Raw genomic sequence first — 21361 nt, forward strand, 5'->3', positions numbered from 1 at the left:
CTTCTTAACTACTTGCTTGCTACGGACTTGGAGCTTTGACCATGTTGGTCAGTAGCTACCTTCTCACCCGCAGGATCTTTCAGATAGGCTACCCAGTATGCTGCAGCCACAAATATCGCGCCACCGGTCAAGTTACCGAGCCATACGGGAACGAAATTTCTTATATAATCTCCCCAAGTGAAATATCCTTCAAAAATTGCTGCTGGAATAAGGAACATGTTAGCCACGACGTGCTGAAAGCCAATAGCAACGAAAGCCATGGTCGGGAACCATATCCCCATAATTTTGCCACTCATGTTGTCCGCTCCATAGGACAGCCATACAGCCAAAGCCACTAACCAGTTACATCCTATACCTGAAACGAAAGCTTGAAGAAAGCTATCATCGATCTTGTGACCCGCCATATCAACAAGCTTATCTAGATATGCTCCACTTGAAGTCAATCCGACAACGTGACCAAAAAAATACGCTACGAATAAAGCTCCAACAAAATTACTGATTGTAATAAGCACGAGATTTTTGAACATTTCACCCGTCGAAATCTTCTTACTCATTCGCGCCAGTGGAACAGCCATCATATTACCTGTCAACAGCTCGCCACCAGCGAGTAGAACTAGAATCAAGCCAACCGGGAACACAGCAGCTCCAACAAAGTTAACTAGACTGCCCCATTCTTTGGGAGCAGTGCTAATCACGCGAATATCTAGCAGAAACCCAAGAGCAATGAACGCTCCACCCAGAAATCCTAAAATCAACACCGTAAGCAAAGGATTGTGCGCTTTTTTTACACCGTTCTCTACAGTGATCGCCGCAATCTGCTGAGGTTTGTAATATGCCATGGTTTAATCTCCTTTTATGCTTCATATCTCGTTATTATGAATTCTACTATAATTGTATAGCTTCGGTCATCGCCCGAAAAGTAACAAAGATCACGTTAGCGCTTTCATTAGGGTGAAATATTTCACATTTCATTCAAACAAGACTTCATGTAGCTAGCCAAGACATCCTTTGCACACTCTTCATACAAAAGACCACCTCAGGGATCTCTCCCCATAGATGGCCGTTGTGAGGCATTCTATTATTCATTCAAATTATCGATCATACACGAGTAACTTCTCTAGCTGGAACCTCTGGTAATGCCCCAAGACCTGCGCTGTTCAGGAAATTCCAAGGCTTGTTATAATGCGGTTGGAAGAAGAAATCGATGAACGCAAGCTCTTCCATCTTCATTTTGTTCTGAATACAAACTGAAATGGTGTTAATGGATTGTGTCAGATCCACCTTCGACATGATTTGAGCACCAAGGATTACTCTTGTATCTTTTTCATATACGACCTTCAGCATAAGAGATTCATGTGTTGGCATAAACTCAGGACGATAATTATCGTTAATAAGTACTGCTTCCGCCTGTATCCCAGCATGCTTCGCCGCTGTTTCCGTCATTCCAGTTCCTGCGATGTTATCTTCATAAATTTTAATCCCTGAAGTGCCTTGAGTACCCATATATTTCACTGTCGGAGTCACAAGGTTCCGAGCTACGAGTGTCCCCATACGTACTGCGTTCGTAGCAAGTGGAATGTACGAATGCTTACCCGTAGGATTGTACAGTATAGCGCAGCTATCACCTGCTGCGTATACATCACGCGTACTAGTGCGCATGTATTCGTCGACGATAATTGCCCCATTGTCCATCATCTCAACTTGACCCTTCAATAATTCTGTATTCGGACGGAAACCGATACATAGGATAACAAGGTCAGCTTCATGTTCACCCTGATCTGTAACGACTTTGCCTACCTTCCCGTCTTCCCCTACAAACCGTGTTACTTTCTCTCCAAGGGCCAGTTTAATACCATGCTCGCTTAAGGATTGTTCAATCTTATCTGTATACTCAGGATCCAAGTACTTGCTAAGAATTCGATCCTCTGCATCAATTAAAGTAACTTGTTTACCATTCATTTCAAATGCCTCAACCAACTCTACACCGATATATCCTGCACCCACCACGACGATATTACGCGCCTTCTTTGCCTTCTCAATGATCGTGTTAGAGTGATTGAAATTCTTTGAGAGCACAATGTTCTCGAGTTCAATTCCCTCAAACTTTGGTATGATCGGCCAGGATCCTGTCGTCACAATAAGCTTATCAAAAGACTCCTCAAACTCTTCTCCTGTTTGTAGATTGCGAGCTCGAAGGGTTTTCAATGCTGTATCTACAAAAGTCACTTCATGTTGCATCTTGGTTGTTACTCCCAACTCAGCAAGTTGCTCTGGTGAAGAGTAGAACAAGCCTCCAGCGTCTTCCACTACTCCACCAACATATAAAGCAATCCCACATGATAGGAAAGAGATATTATCATTTCTCTCATACACCGTAATTTCTGCTTCTGGATATAACTTAGCCGTATTAACAATGGCTGCTGTGCCCGCGTGTGTACATCCGATAACTGCTACTTTCATGATTTCTTCCTCCTCCAAGTTCCCTAATTTTTAAGGTTTCCACCCATTAGGGTATATATTGTGAAAAGTGTCACTTGTAACCACGTGCTTTTGTGAATTAATTCACCTTACATACCTATTATAGTGTGATATTTGTCACAATGCAAATTATTGAGTATCGTTTTACCATTGTTCACAAAAAAAGGCCGCCTCCCAAGTAGATACAATCTAACTTGGGGGCAGCCTTAGCCATATATCATATTAGACAGATTATTAATTCCCAGTCACGGGTACAGCATCATAATATTCTTCGAGAGTAATATCCCTTTCAGCAATTTCTGCCGCAATTTCCTTACCGACAAAGCGCAGATGCCATGGTTCATACTTGTAGCCCGTAATGGATTCCTTGCCATCTGGATAACGGATAATAAAACCATGTTCAGTAGCATGTTCATCGAGCCAATTGGCTTCCTTTGTGCCACCAAAGCAATCGTCAGCAGCACACTTACCGTCACTACCAGACACATCGATAGCAAGACCTGTTTCGTGCTCACTATGACCTGGAACAGCGCTATAAGTTTTGGCCTTTTCTTCCCCGTCCTTCGCTACATACCGATTAAACAAGGAGGTCTGGGTGCTATGAGAGCGATAGGCAGAAACCCCAGCTAAATACACGCCATCGTTCTCCGCAGCAGCAAAAAGTTCCTCTAATGCCTGTGCAGCCTCTTTACGCATCATTCGCTTTTCGATCTTTTCTTTAAAAGTAAACCGAACATCGGGATATACTAAGTCTTCTGGCTTATAATCTTCTGGCAACGCGAATTCCTTATTAACTAGCACTGCAACACTCTCAGCATCCGCAGCCGCCGCGAGATCTGGTCCCTTATCCTGAGAGTCCGATGGAGTTTGCCCCTCTGTAGAAGAGTCACCATTATCTGTAGGCTTGTCTACGGTATCACTTTCCTCATTATCAGGAGACACAGCGTTTCCGTCTGTAATCCCGGATTGACCTGTGTTTGTCCCGGTAACTGGCAGCGCCGAGTTCTTCGATCCGCAGCCTACCACCAATACAGCTGCTACAAAAAGAACGACGACGGTTGTGATCCATTTATTCAAAGTTGGTTCCCCCTATATACCCTGCAATCCCAGGTTAGTTATCAATATAGAATGAACTAAAGAAAGAGGCTCCTTCATCCCGATGGGATTCTGTTAGTAAAGACTTTAGTTCCATCTGATTAATTCAGACGTATTCATGCACTATTAGGTTACACTCAAGAAAAATTTACACTGGGGTAATTATCGTAAGCTATTTAGCATTAACGTCCTTTGCGGGCTCCACGATCACTACCACTGTTCCGGTTACCACCCTGTCCACGCTTAGCGCCATCAGGTCTACTTTGACCTCCTGATCCCCGCTTCACACTATCAGGTCTGCCTTGACCTCCTGGTCCACGTTTATAACCATCCGGTTTGCTTTGACCACCCGGGCCACGTTTAGTATCATTTGGTCCAGCAGGGCCTCTTCCTTCCCCACCACGTGCTACACGGCTCTCTCCACCCTGACCTCCACTACGATCATCACGCGATCCACTAGTCGAATTGCGTCTTCCGCGAGAACTGTCTTTACTTTCTCCACGGCGGAATTTATCCCGGCCTCCAGCTTCGCTCTTTGTCCGGCCACGTTCAGATCTACTTGCATCCCGACTCGCAGAGACATTTCTTGCCCGATCCACTGTCTTGCTACTGCTACTACCACCTGGTCGCTCCAACCGAGCGGAGATCCCCTTCTCAATAAGCCGCAACGATTCAATATCTCTCGGGGAAGCAAATGTAACAGCGATCCCCTTCTCTCCAGCACGCCCCGTCCGGCCGATCCGGTGGATATAGCTATCTGCATCCTGTGGGATATCGTAATTGAAGACATGAGTCACACCTTCAACATCGATGCCTCTGGCAGCAACATCCGTCGCAACCAACAGTTCCAACTTCGCCTCGCGGAAAGCACGCATAACTTGCTCACGCTTGGACTGCGACAAATCGCCATGCAACTCGTCCGAAGCGAATCCCGCCTCTTGTAATGCCTCATTAAGCATACTAGCCCGTCGTTTCGTCCGGCAGAAAATAACCGCTAAGTATGGACGATTAGTACGAATCATTTCAATCAGGGCTTGTTGTTTCCCCCGATCTGTAACTTCCACCACAATTTGCTGAATACTATCCAGTGTTACACGTGAAGTTTCAGTGATCCGGATATCCTTGGGTTGGTCCATATATGTTTTGGCCAGTCTCTTCACATTGTCAGGCATTGTCGCAGAGAATAACATGGTTTGGCGACTTCTCGGTATCATACGAATAATACTTTCTACTTCTGCTAGAAAACCCATGTGAAGCATTTGATCTGCTTCATCCAATACCAACATTTTAATGGATCCTAACTTGAGTGAGCCACGACGTAAATGATCCAGCAATCGACCTGGTGTACCAATAACTAATTGGGTTCCACTTTTCAATTTGCGGAGTTGACGCTCTACATCCTGTCCTCCGTAAGCCGCTAGAATAGACAGTCCTTCCTTGGCATTTGTTAATTTACGCGCCTCGGCAGTTATTTGAATCGCTAACTCACGTGTAGGTGTAATAATCAGCGCTTGTGCATCACTGCGATCTACACGAATTTTCTCTATGATTGGCAGCAAAAATGCCAATGTCTTCCCCGTACCCGTCTGGGCTTGAGCAATAACATCCTCTCCCGATAGTAGGGCCGGAATTGCGGCCTCCTGGACCGGTGTAGGCTTTACGATGCCTTGTTTATCTAATATATCAAGAAGGGCGGGGGTGATGCCCCATTGTTTAAATGTTGTCAAAAGTACTCACCTCATATTTTGATAGATGCGATTGTTCGCATCTTCGTGCACCTTTGTCCATTATTCAGAAAGGAACGCTTGGACTTCGGGACCTTTTTATTGTAACAGAGATTGACCCGAAATACTTTTCCTTAATAACCAAAGCCATGGCGACTAGCGCCATGGCAATTTCCGATAACGGCCGGAATGCCGGACAAAACTGCCTATTATCTGTTACTGAAGCATTTTAATTGATTTAATTCCCAATATAGTGTTGGGTTCTAACCCGGACATCTTGCTGCCCATTTCGCACTCTGAAGAACCAACTTACGGTATTCTGGATGCTGAAATGCCGCCTGATCACGTCCAGGTAGAAGATATACAACCCGGCCTAAGCCATAACGATGAGCCCAGGCCGCTGGATGCCATTCTCCATCCAAATTATATTCCATCAGAATCGTTGTTTCATTAAAAGGATCAAACTCAAACCGGTAAGGTTCATCTTTAATTTCAAATGGTTCTATATTCAGCATAATATCATGCTCTGGAGCGGTGATCCTCATTTCCAAATCACAAAAAGCTGGATGTATTGTATTCTTAGCCCCAATCAATTGAGCGAGCTCATACTTCTTCTGAAGTACAATGCCGTTATGAAGAACGAGTAAACCACCACCGCCACTAACAAAAGACAGCAGCCCTGCCGCTTGCTTAGAGGAAACCTTTTCTGCCCAACTATCATGATAGGAAATACATAAGTCGAAGGCTTCTATATTCTCTTTCTCCAATAATTGCTTATTCTCACTACATTGCACTGTAAGACTCTCTTGCAAAATACGCGTAATTTCTTCATCTACTCCCTGAAGAGGATGAAATTTGGGATGAGTGTAATCGCCAATCAAAAGTGCTTTTTTCTTGTTCATCATGTGTATGTCCTCCTATAACCCTAGACCTGCTAATTGTCCGATTCATGCGACCCTTCCATGGATAAGGGTGCGACTTCACCGGCGTAATAACGGGCTAGCTCAATCATCATGCTGCCCATTCGTTCTTCCTTGGGTGCTACTACTCGGGGAACTCCAGCCTCGTAAAGCCCACGTGCTGTTACCTTGCCGACCGCTACGGCAATAACCGGGCCATGCAGCATTTCAATCAACCCTTGTAAACACCCCTGTTTGTCTGCATACTCCAATAGAAACTTAACTTGTGGACCACTTGTAAAGGTTACAGCATCAACCTTGCCCTCCATAATATCACATAGAAGCTGCTCGAGTGCACCTTCAGGGGGTGCAATATGACGATAAGGGAGAATTGGAGTACATCTACCGCCCTGTTCTTCTAACCAACTCACTAGGCGTGGAGCAGGATCCCCATGAAGCTGTAACATGATTGATTTATCTCGCAGATCATGTGCGCCAAGTTCACGAATTAACCCTTCCGTACTACCGTCATCATCACGGACCAGCGGTGTAAGTTGACGTTTCTTCAATGTATTAGCCGTCTTATATCCTCGAGCAGCGATAGACGTTACCTTTAGGTTGTCCCAAAGTTGCTGTGCTACATCCATATCTTCCGCCATATCAAACATAGCGTCCAGTCCCACACCTGTAGTAAATATAGACCAATCTGGTGGATCATTTACCCAGGAGAGAATAGCATTTCGTAAATCAATGTCCTTTAGGAGTACTGTCCCCTGTGCTGGTCGATACAACGGAACCCCGCCCAGGTTCTCTACTAGCTTACCCAATTCCTCCGCTCGACGTGGCCCTGTCAATGCTATCCTTTTACCTTCTAATCTTCGTGACATAAATACTCCCCCCGCTTCAGCTACTAAAAGCAACTTACCCTAATTCCAGCTTAAACGACACGGGATGTGAAGTAAATATAGAAAGACCGTCCATCAATTGAGATGGACGGCCATTTAACGAAGATCATGATTGTAATATCCCATCAATCGGCCAATCGGTATCCCACGCCGCGAACGGTCGTGATATAGACTGAATTTGCGGCACGATCACCTAGTTTTTTACGCAAGCTCTTAATATGCACATCAACAACGTTACTTCCACCCAGGAAAGAGGTGCCCCAAACTTGTTCCAGCAGTTCCTCACGTGATAGAACCGCACCTTCTTGTTCCAAAAGTTTGACCAATAACTCGTATTCGGTCTTCGTCAACTCAATCTTGGACCCACTACGGTACACTGACATCTTCTTACGGTCAATCCACAGATCTTTGTAGATAGCCGGCGATGTTCCTACCAGTAGCCTTGAAGCTGATTTGCGCTTCTCACCATTACGGATAATACGCTGAGCATGATAGAGAACTTCCTGAGGACGAGCAGGCCATACTAACAGTTCCTGATTTTGCAGCCCTTGATCCAATCGGGACAGCATAGATTCTTTCACAAGGATCAAAGAAGGGATGTCCTCTGTTTCCTGCAGTACTAATGATTTGATCGCAAACATCTCTTCGTTGTTAACGTAAGGTGTTAAATCAAAAATCAACAAGTCTGCTCCTAAGGCGTTCCGTATCCCCTGCTCCCAATGATGGAATACAAGCACATCGAAACAACCATCAGAAAGGTCCCGAACCAACTCATGAATTCCACTCGGAAATGAGCTGACGATAATGACCCGTTGGGTAATCGGACAAGCATCCGGCATCTCCATAAATTGTTCCGAGTCTAAAGTTGCTCCATCCATATCTATCGGACGCCGCTGGAACGGAGTAATGTTCCCAGAATGATGTCCTGTACTCTTTACTTCCTCTGCTGACACTCCGAACACACCCCCCCGAAAACGACATGAGCATGATGCACATCATATCCCGTCTCTTTGGAAACTTCATTGTTCCATTCCTCAGGAATTTGGGTCATCACCTCATCAACGCGCCCACACACCTCACAAAGAATGTGCTGGTGATCGTCGAGCTTAGCATCGTAACGACTAGCAGCTTCGCCCAAGTTTAATTCGCGAATCATCTCTTTATCAACCAAATACCTCAGTGAGTTATAAACCGTTCCATAGGCAAAATTGAAACCCTGCTCTACCAAACGATTCATTACCTCTGCCGCAGTCGGATGGTCATGAGCATTACGAATCACATCAAATACGGCCTTACGTTGTGTTGTTAGATTCAATGCTCTCATCTTATATATCATCCCTGTAATTTTATTTTAATTTAGAATTAGTATAAGTCTTATTGCATGCGTCGTCAATGGGTTGATCCTCGCTTAGTTTGTCTCCACGGCCGTATGTTCCATGCACATTTTCCTCATACTATGAAAAGTAAGTGAACTCACTAGTGAGCGAAGTTTTTCATCAATACGGTTTTTAAGATGAGTTACTTTTAAAAATAAGGAGGAACATAACTTGAACAATGATGATTTACTGCAAAATTTACCTGCCTTGCCTAAATTCCCGGAATCTCTCTGGAGAGAAACTTCGTCCTTACCTTCCTTCCCCCAACTAAATAAGGATATCAAAGCTGATGTCGCTGTTGTTGGTGCAGGTATTACAGGTATTACTACGGCTTATGTACTAACCAAAGCCGGACTAAAAGTCGTAGTTCTTGATGCTGCTACGATTCTTGATGGGGCAACTGGATATACAACCGCCAAAATTACTTCCCAACATGGAATGATTTATAGTAAATTGATTCATCATTTCGGGGAAGAGTCCGCCAGATTGTATTACGAGGCCAATGAAGAAGCACTTCAATTCATTAAAAATACGGTTCAAGAAGAGAACATTGATTGCCATTTACAACAGGAGGATGCCTATCTGTACGCCGACTCAGATGAACAAGCTGAACAACTACATAAGGAATGGCAGGCTTATGAGCAGCTTGAACTTCCTGGAGAATGGACTGAAACCCTCCCTATTCCACTAGTAACCAAGGGGGCGATCCGCCTGGGGAATCAGGCACAATTCCATCCCCTTCTCTATTTACGATCATTAACTAACTACATTACTGAGCATGGTGGGATCCTATACGAAAATACGATGATGGAGGATTATGCCAAGCAAGGTGAAGATGGTTCCATCGCATTAAAAACAATGTCAGGTCATATCATCACTTGTAATCACGCTGTATCGGCATCTCACTTCCCTTTCTTTGATGGAGGTTCGTTGTACTTCACAAGATTACATGCGGAACGCTCCTATGCCATAGCACTGGAACCGAAGAACCATTTTTCTTATGCTGGTGGAATGTATATCAACTGTGAAAAACCAAAACGATCACTACGATCTGCCAAAATGAACGGTAAAGAGGTTATTCTAATAGGAGGAGAATCTCATAGAACAGGTTCAAACGAGTGTACCCTCTGTCATTATCAAGAACTTGAAAAGTTTGGCGGGGCGATGTTTGAAGCCACAAAAGTTCCATACCGTTGGTCTACCCAAGATCTCATCACACTAGATGATGTGCCCTATATCGGAGCCCTTAACACACGTCACCCCAACATATTCGTAGCAACTGGTTATGGCAAATGGGGAATGACTACCGGAACACTCGCTGCACTCTTGATCAGAGACCTTATCCTTGGTAAAGAGAACCGTTATACGGAGTTGTTTAGCCCCTCACGATTCAAAATGAATCCTAGCATCAAGAACTTTGCAGTGCAAAACACCATAGTTGCGAAAGAGTTGGTCTCAGGAAAGATAGAAAACGTATATATGAAGCTAGAGGATCTAGGCACTGACGAGGGCTCTGTTGTGAAGCATTGCGGAAAACGGGCCGGAGCATACAGAGATAGTGACGGGAAAATTTTTCTGGTGGATACGACATGTACACATCTAGGTTGTGAGTTGGAATGGAATGACGGCGAACGTTCTTGGGATTGTCCCTGCCATGGATCGAGATTTAATTATAAAGGGCATGTCTTAGAGGGCCCGGCCACAAAAGATCTGAAACCACTAACCGTACAACCTGAGCCTTAACAAAAAAAATACGTAATCCTCAGTTTTCAGGGCAGATTTATTTAATTAATATTTAGGTTAAAACTTCCTGTAATCGAACATTGAATGTTAGGGTTTTCCTAATAAAACGCTTACTCAATAAATATCCCGAACATTTATTTAACCACGGTCAATAACATCTGGATTTTGCGTTTTTTTAATTGTATAATCAGATTTGTCAGACAAGCACTTCATTGTGCTTAGAGCCATCCAAAAGTATGGCTTATACTCTAAAGGGGGAAAAGTATAGATGAAGAAATCAATCAAACTAACTATGGTAATGCTACTTGCATTAACCCTAGTCTTGTCCGCATGTGGCAAGAAGAACGAAGCGAACAATGGCGGTGCTGCTGAAGGAAATGGTACAAAATCTGATGTTAAAGTGGGAATGGTTACAGACGTAGGTGGAGTTAATGACAAATCATTCAACCAATCAGCATGGGAAGGCCTTCAAGCTGTTAAAGATTCGGATGGAATTAGTGTTGATTACTTGCAAAGCACTAAGCCTGATGATTATATAACCAACCTCAATAAATTCGTAAAAGGTGGATATAACCTAACTTGGGGTATTGGTATGGATTTGGGAGAAGCGATCAAAACAGTCGCTGACCAAAATAAAGATGCTAATCTAGCTATTATCGACGCAGTTGTAGATGCTCCAAACGTTAAATCTATTACTTTCGCGGAAAATGAAGGATCTTTCCTTGTTGGTGTGGTAGCAGGTCTTACTACTAAGACAAATAAAATCGGCTTCATCGGCGGAGCAGAAAACCCGGTTATTGAAAACTTTGCAGTTGGATTTAAAGCTGGTATCGAAGCTGTTAACCCGAATGCCCAAGTTATGATCAGCTATACAGGCGCATTCGACAAACCGGACCTAGGTAAAACACAAGCAGCAACTTATTATAATGATGGAGCAGACATTTTGTTCCCAGCCGCTGGTGCAACAGGAACTGGTGTCTTCAATGAAGGTACAGCACGTAAGCAAAAAGGCGAAGATGTATGGGTTATTGGGGTCGACAAGGACCAATCTCTTGAATTCGGTGACGAAATCACTTTGACTTCCATGATCAAACGTGTAGATGAAGCTGTTAAACGTGTCAGCAAAGAAGTTGTTGACGGTACATTTAAAGGTGGAGTTGAAACTCTTAGTTTGAAAGACAATGGTGTAGGTATTGCTGAAACTTCAAGCAAAAATGTCTCTGCTGAAATTCTTGCTAAAGTAGAAGAGTTCAAAGCAAAAATCATTAGTGGTGAGATCGTAGTTCCTAGTGCTTTAGCTGAATAATCTTCTATTCACAGTACAAGAATAATCAAATATAATTAATGACAAGGCTGGTTATTACAACTAGCCTTGTCGTTTGTTAACAGACAGTTAGGTAAAATAATAGAAGGGGGTTCCTCATGATTGCAGCCAACCCTATCGTCGAATTAAAATCCATTACGAAACGCTTTCCAGGTGTTGTTGCTAATGACTCCATCAGCTTAAAGTTACACAAAGGCGAAATTCACGCCTTGCTTGGTGAGAATGGAGCTGGAAAATCCACGTTAATGAACATCCTGTTTGGATTATACCAGCCGGACGAGGGTAGCATTGAAATCGATGGCAAACCCGTTAATATCGACAATCCAAATAAAGCAATTGAATACGGAATCGGAATGGTCCACCAGCATTTCAAGCTGGTTCAGCCTTTTACTGTAACTGAGAATATCATTCTTGGGATGGAACCTAAAAAGGGCCTCAGTTTAGATCAAAAAACAGCGGCTAACAAAATCAAGGAATTATCGGAGCAGTATGGATTGAAGGTTGATCCAAATGCCAAGATTCAAAACATATCCGTTGGTATGCAGCAGCGGGTGGAAATATTAAAAACTTTATACCGCGGAGCACAAATCCTTATTTTTGATGAGCCAACTGCAGTGCTTACCCCCCAAGAGATTACTGAATTAATGGAAATTATGCGGCGCTTAGTAGCCGAAGGTAAATCAATTATTCTCATTACTCACAAGTTGAAAGAAATCATGCATATTTCGGATACGGTAACGATCATCCGCCGAGGCAAGGTTATTGACACAGTAAAGACTTCAGAATCCAATCCAAATTTACTCGCAGAGAAAATGGTTGGACGGAATGTTACATTTAAAGTGGACAAGCAGCCGGCAGCCCCGGGAGAAACCGTACTGTCGTTGAACGATATAAGGTTAATGAGAAAAGACGGAGTATCCGTCTTAAATGGCCTGAACTTTGATATTAAAGCAGGAGAAATATTAGGAGTCGCTGGTGTAGATGGTAATGGTCAGACGGAGCTAATCGAAGTTATTACCGGATTACGTAAGGCGGATCAAGGCTCCATCAAAATCCACGGGAAAGAAATTGCAGGCTCTACGCCTCGTGCTTTCGCCGAAAGTGGTATCGCTCATATTCCAGAGGATCGTCATAAGCATGGTCTTGTACTTGACTTCTCTATGAGTGAGAACCTTGTACTTGAAACCTATTATAAGGAACCCTTTAGCAAGCGTGGATTTTTAAACTTCGATACTATTAAGAAACAAGCACAACGCCTTATTGAAGAGTTTGATATTAGAACCCCGGGAATCGGTACCTTAGCTCGCTCTTTATCGGGCGGAAATCAGCAGAAGGCTATCATAGCACGGGAGATCGATAAGAACCCTGATGTTCTGATCGCGGCACAGCCTACACGAGGACTTGATGTAGGCGCTATCGAATTTGTACAGAAACAATTGATAGCACAACGTGATCAAGGAAAAGCCGTACTACTTATTTCCTTTGAACTTGATGAAATAATGAACGTTGCAGATCGAATTATAGTTATCTATGAGGGCAAAATTGTAGGAGAAGTCCTGCCGGAGCATACGAATGACCAGGAATTGGGTCTGATGATGGCGGGTAGCTTGGCTGCTGGAGGTCATGGGCATGAATAAAATAGTTAAGATTTTCTCTGGCAGCATTATCGTCCCTTTAACAGCTATTGTGATGGGGCTTCTTGTCGGAGCTCTCATCATGTTACTTGGAGGGTACGATCCATTACTAGCGTACCAATCTCTGTTCAGCCAAGTGTTTGGAAATCTATATGATCTCGGAGAAACATTCCGGGAAATTACACCTTTGGTGCTAACGGGACTAGCTGTAGCATTCGCCTTCCGAGCAGGTCTGTTCAATATCGGTGGTGAAGGACAGTTTATTATCGGGATGACTGCCGCTACATTTGTCGGCATCAAGATCACTGGGCTTCCAATGATTATCCATGCTCCACTAGCTCTCATTGTTGGTGGGATTTGTGGAGGTTTATGGGCTGCGATTGCTGGATACTTCAAAGCAAAGCGCGGAGTTAATGAGGTTATCACGACCATTATGTTAAACTGGACAGCTTTATACTTGGCTAACTATATTGTTAGGCATTTTCTACTCCTCAAAGGTCAACAACGTTCTGAGAATCTTCAGGATAGCGCATCCATATCCATTCAGTGGCTTTCCGAGTTACTGGGGAATGCCCGAATGCACTGGGGAACATTAATTGCTGTGTTAGCTGCCGTATTCTTCTATATTTTATTATGGAAAACAAAACAAGGTTTCGAACTTCGAGCTGTTGGTTTGAACCCTCATGCTGCCGAATACGCAGGTATGAATGTGGGCCGAAATATTATAAAGTCTATGTTCATTAGTGGGATGTTCGCTGGACTCGCAGGTGCTGTTCAGATCCTCGGCGTATTCCATTATCAATCTGTGATGTCCGGAACACCAGGTATAGGATTTGATGGGATTGCTGTAGCGCTAATTGGTATGAATCATCCTTTCGGGGTTTTGTTAGGTGGCTTCTTGTTCGGTTCACTTACGTACGGTTCTGCTGGAATGAGCTTCGGAGCTGGGGTTCCTCCAGAACTGATCCGAATAGTTATTGGCTCGATCATTTTCTTTATAGCTACACCTGGTATCGTTCGTTATGTTCTAAAGCCCCTCTACGCCAAACGCAAGAAAGAGAAGGTGTTGTAAATGGATTGGGTAACTACGCTCGGTCAACTAATGAATACGACGCTGGTATTCTCAACAGCTCTCATCTTCGGAGCCTTGGGAGGCATCTTCTCGGAACGTTCCGGGGTTACGAATATCGGTATTGAAGGATTAATGACCTTCGGAGCCTTTGCAGCTGCGGTCAGTACTTATTTCGCACAAGAAGCTGGTATGGGAGCCGCTTCTCCATGGATAGGGATTATCTCTGCTTTGATTATGGGAGTTCTAGCTTCTCTTATTCATGCACTGGCCTCCATTACATTCAAGGCGGATCAGGTTGTCAGTGGTATCGTCATAAACTTCCTGGCCACAGGAAGTACCCTTTATATGGTCAAACTTATCTTTCATGGAGATGGTGAGACTGCTTTACTTAAAAATGTGTTCAATAAAGTAGCAATTCCTTGGCTTTCAAAAATCCCAATTATCGGTGAGGGTCTTTTCAACAATTATCCGACCACCTATTTGGCGATCATACTCGTATTCGTTGCATACTTCGTTCTGTTTAAAACTTCCTTTGGTCTGCGACTTCGTGCGGTAGGTGAGCATCCAAGTGCCGCTGATACAGCAGGCGTGAATGTTAAGCGTATGCGGTATATTGGCGTTATGATCAGTGGAGCGTTGGCAGCCCTCGGGGGAGCTACAGTAACACTGACAACAACGAGTACATTTGCGCATAATACGATTTCTGGACAAGGTTTCATTGCCATTGCTGCAATGATCTTTGGTAAATGGAATCCCCTTGGCGCCTTTGGGGCTGCAGCTTTCTTCGGATTCTCTCAAGCTATTCGTAGTTATGTCACACTATTTGACTGGTCTAAGAGCATCCCTACAGAATTTATCTATATGCTTCCGTACGTATTAACCATTATCGTGCTAGTTGCTGCAGTTGGTCGATCCGCTGCACCTTCTGCACTAGGACAGCATTACGATCCAGGAAAGAGATAAATAACATTTCCATGAATAATGTTCGCCGCTTGATCAGGACGTAATTTCTACGTTGCTGTTCAAGCGGCTTTTTATTTTCCATTATTTATGACACACTATCTTGCATTAATCAGTACTGTATGGTACTATCCATTTACCGATACTAATCAATGTTCAGTACTGTTAATTATCAAACAAAGAAAATGAGGCGATGACTTTTGGATATAAGTATCCAATTCAAAAAAGGCGCCTTGGAGCTTTGCGTACTGGTACTTATTCATGAACGGGATCGTTATGGATATGAATTGGCCCAATCCGTCTCTGAGCATATTGAGGTAGCCGAAGGTGCACTTTATCCACTGCTGAGAAGGCTAGTGATCGAGGGCTACTGTACGACTTACTTACAGGAGTCCACAGGCGGTCCACCACGCAAATATTACAAACTGACGCCTGCTGGAGAGATTCATATGAACAAACTAGTGATCGAGTGGAAACAATTTGTCAGAAATGTATCAACCCTGATTGAGAAAGGAACATCTAGTGATGAATAAAAGCGAATATTTAGCGCTCCTTCATAGCCACTTATCAGATCTTCCACCTGAGGAACGTAATGAGTTAATGGAAGACTATCAGGCCCATTTTGCTTTTGCTCTCCAGAACGGTAGAAGCGAAGCAGATGTCATACTAGAATTAGGTCACCCTGCTGAGCTAGCTAAGGAGGCCCTTGGTAATCGACTTCCTCAAGAACCTATCTATTGGTTTGGACCAGGAAGTCCTAGTTCTAATCACGTACCTGACCCCGGTCCCGTACCACCCGTAACACCAGTTACCCCGCATCGGGGGAGTTTTGCAACTGCTATGGTCTACACAGGACTCTTTTTTGTAGATATCATTATCGGTCCTTTGTTGCTAGCTTTATGGTCCGTTTGGTTCAGCTTGGCCATCACGGCGTTTGTTGGACTCATTAGCCCACTCTTATTAGGTTTAGAGTATTTGTGGTATGGTGAATTATACCAAGCTAAAGCATTTGCCACATTGGCATTCGTAGGTATTGGAATATTATTCGTTATCCTATCAAAACGTACATTTATCAACTTTAAGAATTTAACTAAGCGTTTTTGGGCTTGGCATGCTCGCACTGTGAGAGGGGAACAGCAGTATGAATAAAAGAAATTGGTCATTCATTGCCATCATCTTCATCGTGCTCGGTTTTGTGGGGATGGCCTATCAAGAATTCGAGTTTGGCGATGAACTGCCATCCTATAATCACAAATGGGTATTTGACGAGGGAGAATTTAAATCACTAGTTGCAGATAGTGACTACGACATCGACCTAAAGTTTATTGATAGTCCCGATGGAACGGACTACATTGAAATGAGCGGAAATATGGAGCAGGAGAACATCGATAAGCTGCAACAAATAACCCTTTCTAATGGAACTTTAAACCTGCCACTGGAGAAAAAATTCAGGATGAGTTTTCTAAGCATTAACTTTCAATCCGAGAGACAACATATAACGGTAGCACTTTACAAAGCGAAATCTTTAGATTCCATCTTAATAGATCTAAGTGCTAATAATGGAGATTTCCAGAACCTACGCAGTCAGAACGTTGAGATCACTACATCTTCCGGTAATATCGAGGCTGATTCAATACAAGCAGAAGTAGTAAAACTTCATGCATCATCAGGCAATATTACGGCTAATCAAATCCAAGGAGATACAGATGCCAAAGTCACATCGGGCAATATTAAAGTAAATACTCTTACAGGTTCTCTTACTGCTCGTACAACATCTGGTGACATTAAAGTGAATGATCTTACAGGCCCTCTTTCCACCCATGCAACTTCAGGTAACATTACCGTGAATAAAGTTCAAGGAAACGTAGATGCATCGGGGTCTTCCGGTAATCTCAAGTTCATCGATTTCACCGGATCTGGTAAATTCAAATTAACTTCGGGTAACATCACTCTAATGGATCAACGTTCTGACTCTTTAGATATTTCAGTTAGTTCGGGTAATGTAACATTGTCAAAAGATCCGGAATTCCAAGGTTTCTATGATCTCAAGACAACCTCAGGTAATATCAGTTCTCCTGAATCACCCCAAATTACAAAGGATATTATCAAAATCCGCGCCACCTCGGGAAACATAAAAATTAAAGATTGATCGTCATAATCATCAAAGTCAAAGAGGCTAATCCGGGTAGCATACTTTACCGCGTTTAGCCTCTTTCTTGTCTAATGCTATCTCATGACTTTGCAGTGAAACGATCGAATCGTTTCTCCAAATGATTCTGAAGCGCCGATAATACAGTACTGAACAATAGATAAATGAGACCCGCTTCGGAATATACAAGCAGTGGCTCATAGGTTGTCGCGGTGATTTCCTGGGCTTTGCGGAACATTTCCGAGTATGTTACCATCGCCGCAAGTGAGGTATCTTTTACAAGACTAATAAAAGAATTCCCTAGCGAGGGCACGGATACGCGGGCAGCTTGAGGCAGAATGATGTGCCGAAGGGCTTGAATACGTGTCATACCTAAAGAATATGCTGACTCCCACTGCCCCTCATCTATAGATAGAATAGCTGCGCGGATAATTTCTGATCCATATGCTCCCACACTAAGTGTAAAGCCGATTACAGCTGCCGGAAAGGGTTCTAGCGTTACTCCAACGGCGGGGAGACCGTAGAAAATAATAAATAATTGCACCAGTAACGGAGTTCCCCTGATGATCCAGACATACAAACGTGCAGTTAATCGTAGCACGCTCCAGCCCGATAACCGTGCAATGGCAGTAAGCACTGCTAAGGTTAGACCTAGTACAAAAGAAATCAAGGTCAATGGGATGGTAAAAGCCACCCCTGCCTGGAGCAAAGGTAGCAATGAATCGATAAAAATCTGAATTTTTCTATCATCCATATTATTTTGATACATCCTCACCAAAGTATTTCTTCGAGATTTCTAAATAAGTTCCATCGCTCTTCATATCCGCTAGCGCTTGGTTAACTGCATCAATTAATTCAACATTTCCTTTTTTAAACAAAGCTGCACTCTCATCAGCCTCCGGTAATTCATCAACCACTTTCAAAGCCACATCAGGTCTCTGTTTCATCAAATCCAAATAGGACAACTTTTCATTGACAGTAGCATCAATCCGTTTGGAGAGTAACAAATCGATGGCTTGATTAAATCCCTCTATTGCCACGATCTCCGCGCCATTCTCTTTGGCGATATCCGTTAGATTACTTGTGAGTGATTGTCCTGCCTTCTTCCCTTTCAGATCGGCAAACTTCGTGATATCTGTATTATCGTTTCGAACAATAAGCGCTGCCCGTGAAACGATATAAGGATCGGAAAAATCATACTTTTCCTTCCTATCCTCACGAATCTTCACTTCATTAAACACCGCATCAAAGCGATTCGCATCCAGACCAGCAAAGATTCCATCCCACTGTGTCTCAATGAATTCCGTTTCTACTCCCAGACGCTGTGATATTCCTTCAGCAATCTCAATATCAAAGCCAATCAACTTACCATCTGCATCGTGATAGGTAAAGGGAGCATAGGTGCCTTCCGTTCCGATCCTCAGCTTCCCACTCGCCTTAACAGCTTCCAAAGAGTTGCTCTTGTTGTTATTCGAGTTGCCTCCGCAAGCAGCAAGCATTGTAGTTAGAACTAGGATTAACAGCAACAAGCTTATTCTCTTCATTGTGATCATACTCCCTTCTATTTGCTGATCTGATCATTCCAATAAGCAATGTGTTTCGTCATTTCGCTTGATCTTTCCACTTACGGAGCATATAATTTGTATATCTTTAGTAAAAGGAGGTGGGTAGAGTGGATCATCGTAATAATTCGTGGAATCGAATAAGCCAACTTCCAATGGCAATGTTTGGAATATTTTATGATGTTGTCCTTTACGGGATAAGTCTGTCCATTTTTACAATTCGATATCCATTAAAAATTGCGAAATGCCGCTCCTACCTTACCCTCACGGACTAGTTGTTTGTGTGAAAGAAGGCTGCAGGTTTTCCTGCAGTCTTCTTTTGTTATTGTGGGTGCTTCGGTGTAGCGGTATAGGCCGAAGGAGAAACTAATCATGATGATTCAGTGTCAAAATATACAGAAATATTACGGTGCCGAGTTGGTACTAAGCGATGTATCGTTCGAAATTAAAAAGGGAGAAAAGGTTGGACTTATCGGGCGTAATGGTACCGGCAAGTCGACAATGATGTCACTACTCACCGGTAGTGACAATCCTGATCAAGGCTCTATTTCCATTTCCAAAGATGCTCGGATTGGTGCTCTAGCGCAAATACCAAATTACAGCAATCAAAGTACCGTTTATGGCGTACTGGAGTCTGCCTTTAAGCACTTACTAGATACCAAAGATGAGATGCAGCGGCTTGAAATAGAGATGGCTGCTTGCCCTACTGACGGTGAGGGAACTCTGCTGGAATCATTACTCAAACAATACGGCCGCTTGCAGGAAGCCTTCGAGCGCGGCGGAGGGTATGAGATTGAGCCTTCCATCTTGCGAATCTCTAGCGGACTTGGTATTCCTTCGATTCAATATGATCGTCCCTTCTCTTCTTTATCTGGCGGAGAGAAAACTAAGGTTGGACTCGCTGTAATCCTGCTGCAAAACCCGGATATCCTATTACTCGATGAACCAACTAATCATTTGGATATGACAGCAATCCAATGGCTAGAATCCTTCCTGCATTCATTCGAAGGTACTATAGTGGTCATTTCGCATGACCGTTATTTCCTGGATACCGTGGCTGGAAAGATTATCGAAATCGAGGACGGTGAGGCGTTCACTTACTCATGTAATTACAGCGCCTATAAAATTGAGAAGGAACAAAAACTACTTCTACAGTTTGCGCATTACCAAGAGCAGCAGAAGAAGATCAAGAAGATGCAGGAGTCGATCAAACAACTAATAGATTGGGGTAATCGCTCTAACCCACCGAATCCAGGATTTCATCGTCGTGCTGCATCGATGCAGAAAGCTCTTGATCGAATGGTAAAGCTAAAGCGACCTATTCTGGAGCGCAAAGCCATTGACCTGCAACTTCAACAGTCGGACCGTTCAGGAAAGGACGCTCTCGTACTTACAGAGGTTGGAAAATCTATGGGCGCACGACGTCTATATCGTGATGTAAGCCATACACTGCGCTACGGCGAAATGGCTGTATTAATCGGTGCTAACGGAACAGGTAAAACCACCTTGCTCAAAAGCATTATTGGGTTAGAGCCCCCTGATGAGGGCGAAATTCGACTTGGCTCCCGAGTAGAGATCGGTTATCTGGCCCAGGAATCGGCACCTTCCGATCATAAGGAGACCGTATTACAATATTTCCGAGATGAGATCGGAATGGAAAGTGGCGAAGCTCGAAACCAGCTTGCCCGGTTTCTCTTCTTCGGCGCTGATGTCTTCAAGAAGGTCCGCAGCCTCTCAGGTGGCGAATGGACTCGGTTAAGACTGGCTATTTTAATGTATCAAAAGCCGAACTTACTACTGCTTGATGAGCCAACCAATCATTTGGATATTGATTCACGTGAGGCACTTGAAGAAGCGCTCGAAGAGTATCCAGGCTCGTTATTGGCCATTTCTCATGATCGCTATTTCATTAATAAAATCGCCGGGCAGGTCTGGTCGCTTGAGGATGGGAAAATGTATGTAACCCTAGGTAACTTTGAGAGCTATCATGCTGAACAAGAGAAGAAACAAAGTTCAAACACATCAAGCATACAAAATTACAGCGCCAAAGCGCCGAGTGACACTAGTAACAGGGCTACTTCAGTTAACAGTCCCTCAGCCTCAGCTACATCCCTGAAGCCCTTGAAGGTTAAATCGCAAACGAGTCCATCCAAGATGACCAATCCAGCTTCCATCTTGAAGCTAGAACGCGATATCACAGAGGCGGAACAATGGATTTCAGCAATTGATCTAGCAATGGCAGAGCCGGAGGCCGCTTACGACGCACAGCGGTTGATCGACCTACAGAATCAGCGGAATGAGATTCAATTTCAACTTGATGAGATGATGGAGGCGTATTTTCAAACAATGGAAAACAATGTAACATAATAACCTTTAGAAACGTTTAAATCTAGCATGGCTGTTTCTAAACTTTTACGCTAAGATAGGATAATAGGTAATT

The 21361-nt window shown here is 43.6% G+C and carries 21 protein-coding genes; 11 read left to right on the top strand and 10 right to left on the bottom strand.

Annotated features, from left to right (window positions below; genetic code table 11):
• Positions 1 to 8: 8 nt before the first annotated feature.
• The 4 genes from NST85_RS26780 to NST85_RS26795 form a co-directional block, all read right to left on the bottom strand.
• Complete coding sequence (locus NST85_RS26780; RefSeq protein ID WP_341190866.1) at positions 9 to 839, bottom strand: formate/nitrite transporter family protein; 831 nt, start codon at positions 837 to 839, stop codon at positions 9 to 11.
• Between the two features lie 259 nt (positions 840 to 1098).
• Positions 1099 to 2460 (bottom strand): FAD-dependent oxidoreductase, encoded by a 1362-nt coding sequence (locus NST85_RS26785; RefSeq protein WP_127193628.1) that lies wholly within the window; start codon positions 2458 to 2460, stop codon positions 1099 to 1101.
• Positions 2461 to 2712: 252 nt separating this feature from the next.
• Positions 2713 to 3555 (bottom strand): M15 family metallopeptidase, encoded by an 843-nt coding sequence (locus NST85_RS26790; RefSeq protein ID WP_341190867.1) that lies wholly within the window; start codon positions 3553 to 3555, stop codon positions 2713 to 2715.
• Between the two features lie 200 nt (positions 3556 to 3755).
• Positions 3756 to 5300 carry a DEAD/DEAH box helicase gene (locus NST85_RS26795; RefSeq protein WP_341190868.1) on the bottom strand — a complete coding sequence of 515 codons (1545 nt, stop codon included), beginning with the start codon at positions 5298 to 5300 and terminating at the stop codon, positions 3756 to 3758.
• A 53-nt stretch (positions 5301 to 5353) separates the two neighbouring features.
• Between NST85_RS26795 and NST85_RS26800 the strand changes: the two genes are divergently transcribed.
• Entirely contained in the window at positions 5354 to 5530 is a 177-nt protein-coding gene (locus NST85_RS26800; protein ID WP_341190869.1) for a hypothetical protein, read from the top strand.
• Between the two features lie 30 nt (positions 5531 to 5560).
• Here NST85_RS26800 and NST85_RS26805 read toward each other — a convergent pair whose 3' ends face one another.
• The 4 genes from NST85_RS26805 to NST85_RS26820 all read right to left on the bottom strand — a co-directional run bounded on the left by NST85_RS26805 (position 5561) and on the right by NST85_RS26820 (position 8425).
• Complete coding sequence (locus NST85_RS26805; RefSeq protein WP_127193719.1) at positions 5561 to 6199, bottom strand: ThuA domain-containing protein; 639 nt, start codon at positions 6197 to 6199, stop codon at positions 5561 to 5563.
• Positions 6200 to 6231: 32 nt separating this feature from the next.
• Positions 6232 to 7083 carry a uroporphyrinogen-III synthase gene (locus NST85_RS26810; protein ID WP_341190870.1) on the bottom strand — a complete coding sequence of 284 codons (852 nt, stop codon included), beginning with the start codon at positions 7081 to 7083 and terminating at the stop codon, positions 6232 to 6234.
• Positions 7084 to 7226: 143 nt separating this feature from the next.
• Entirely contained in the window at positions 7227 to 8054 is an 828-nt protein-coding gene (locus tag NST85_RS26815; RefSeq protein ID WP_341190871.1) for a response regulator transcription factor, read from the bottom strand.
• Positions 8036 to 8425 (bottom strand): Fur family transcriptional regulator, encoded by a 390-nt coding sequence (locus NST85_RS26820; protein WP_307398796.1) that lies wholly within the window; start codon positions 8423 to 8425, stop codon positions 8036 to 8038. The genes NST85_RS26815 and NST85_RS26820 overlap by 19 nt, the downstream gene beginning before the upstream one ends.
• A 223-nt stretch (positions 8426 to 8648) precedes the next feature.
• Between NST85_RS26820 and NST85_RS26825 the strand changes: the two genes are divergently transcribed.
• The 8 genes from NST85_RS26825 to NST85_RS26860 all read left to right on the top strand — a co-directional run bounded on the left by NST85_RS26825 (position 8649) and on the right by NST85_RS26860 (position 17359).
• A complete protein-coding gene (locus NST85_RS26825; protein ID WP_341190872.1) occupies positions 8649 to 10220 on the top strand; it encodes an FAD-dependent oxidoreductase in 1572 nt (523 codons plus the stop codon).
• A gap of 268 nt (positions 10221 to 10488) precedes the next feature.
• Complete coding sequence (locus NST85_RS26830) at positions 10489 to 11526, top strand: BMP family lipoprotein (RefSeq protein WP_341190873.1); 1038 nt, start codon at positions 10489 to 10491, stop codon at positions 11524 to 11526.
• Between the two features lie 116 nt (positions 11527 to 11642).
• Complete coding sequence (locus tag NST85_RS26835; RefSeq protein ID WP_341190874.1) at positions 11643 to 13181, top strand: ABC transporter ATP-binding protein; 1539 nt, start codon at positions 11643 to 11645, stop codon at positions 13179 to 13181.
• Positions 13174 to 14250, top strand: a complete 1077-nt coding sequence (locus NST85_RS26840; RefSeq protein ID WP_127193634.1) for an ABC transporter permease — start codon at positions 13174 to 13176, stop codon at positions 14248 to 14250. Before NST85_RS26835 ends, NST85_RS26840 begins: the two co-directional genes overlap by 8 nt.
• A complete protein-coding gene (locus NST85_RS26845; RefSeq protein WP_127193635.1) occupies positions 14251 to 15213 on the top strand; it encodes an ABC transporter permease in 963 nt (320 codons plus the stop codon).
• 197 nt (positions 15214 to 15410) lie between these two features.
• Positions 15411 to 15743, top strand: a complete 333-nt coding sequence (locus NST85_RS26850; RefSeq protein WP_127193636.1) for a PadR family transcriptional regulator — start codon at positions 15411 to 15413, stop codon at positions 15741 to 15743.
• Positions 15736 to 16359 carry a DUF1700 domain-containing protein gene (locus NST85_RS26855; protein ID WP_341190875.1) on the top strand — a complete coding sequence of 208 codons (624 nt, stop codon included), beginning with the start codon at positions 15736 to 15738 and terminating at the stop codon, positions 16357 to 16359. Before NST85_RS26850 ends, NST85_RS26855 begins: the two co-directional genes overlap by 8 nt.
• The gene (locus tag NST85_RS26860) at positions 16352 to 17359 is read left to right on the top strand and encodes a DUF4097 family beta strand repeat-containing protein (RefSeq protein ID WP_341190876.1); all 1008 of its coding nucleotides are present in this window, start codon (positions 16352 to 16354) and stop codon (positions 17357 to 17359) included. The genes NST85_RS26855 and NST85_RS26860 overlap by 8 nt, the downstream gene beginning before the upstream one ends.
• An 82-nt stretch (positions 17360 to 17441) precedes the next feature.
• Here NST85_RS26860 and NST85_RS26865 read toward each other — a convergent pair whose 3' ends face one another.
• On the bottom strand, positions 17442 to 18113 hold the full coding sequence (locus NST85_RS26865) for an amino acid ABC transporter permease (RefSeq protein WP_127193639.1): 672 nt from the start codon (positions 18111 to 18113) through the stop codon (positions 17442 to 17444).
• Between the two features lies 1 nt (position 18114).
• On the bottom strand, positions 18115 to 18903 hold the full coding sequence (locus NST85_RS26870) for an amino acid ABC transporter substrate-binding protein (protein ID WP_341190877.1): 789 nt from the start codon (positions 18901 to 18903) through the stop codon (positions 18115 to 18117).
• Between the two features lie 128 nt (positions 18904 to 19031).
• On the opposite strand from NST85_RS26870, the gene NST85_RS29415 reads away from it, so the two are divergent.
• Both NST85_RS29415 and abc-f read left to right on the top strand, forming a co-directional pair.
• Positions 19032 to 19196 (top strand): RAxF-45 family protein, encoded by a 165-nt coding sequence (locus tag NST85_RS29415; protein WP_425464355.1) that lies wholly within the window; start codon positions 19032 to 19034, stop codon positions 19194 to 19196.
• A 97-nt stretch (positions 19197 to 19293) separates the two neighbouring features.
• On the top strand, positions 19294 to 21288 hold the full coding sequence (gene abc-f, locus NST85_RS26875; RefSeq protein WP_341190878.1) for a ribosomal protection-like ABC-F family protein: 1995 nt from the start codon (positions 19294 to 19296) through the stop codon (positions 21286 to 21288).
• Positions 21289 to 21361 lie beyond the last annotated feature (73 nt).

The organism is Paenibacillus sp. FSL K6-2524, from assembly GCF_038005525.1.
Lineage (GTDB): Bacteria > Bacillota > Bacilli > Paenibacillales > Paenibacillaceae > Fontibacillus > Fontibacillus anaericanus.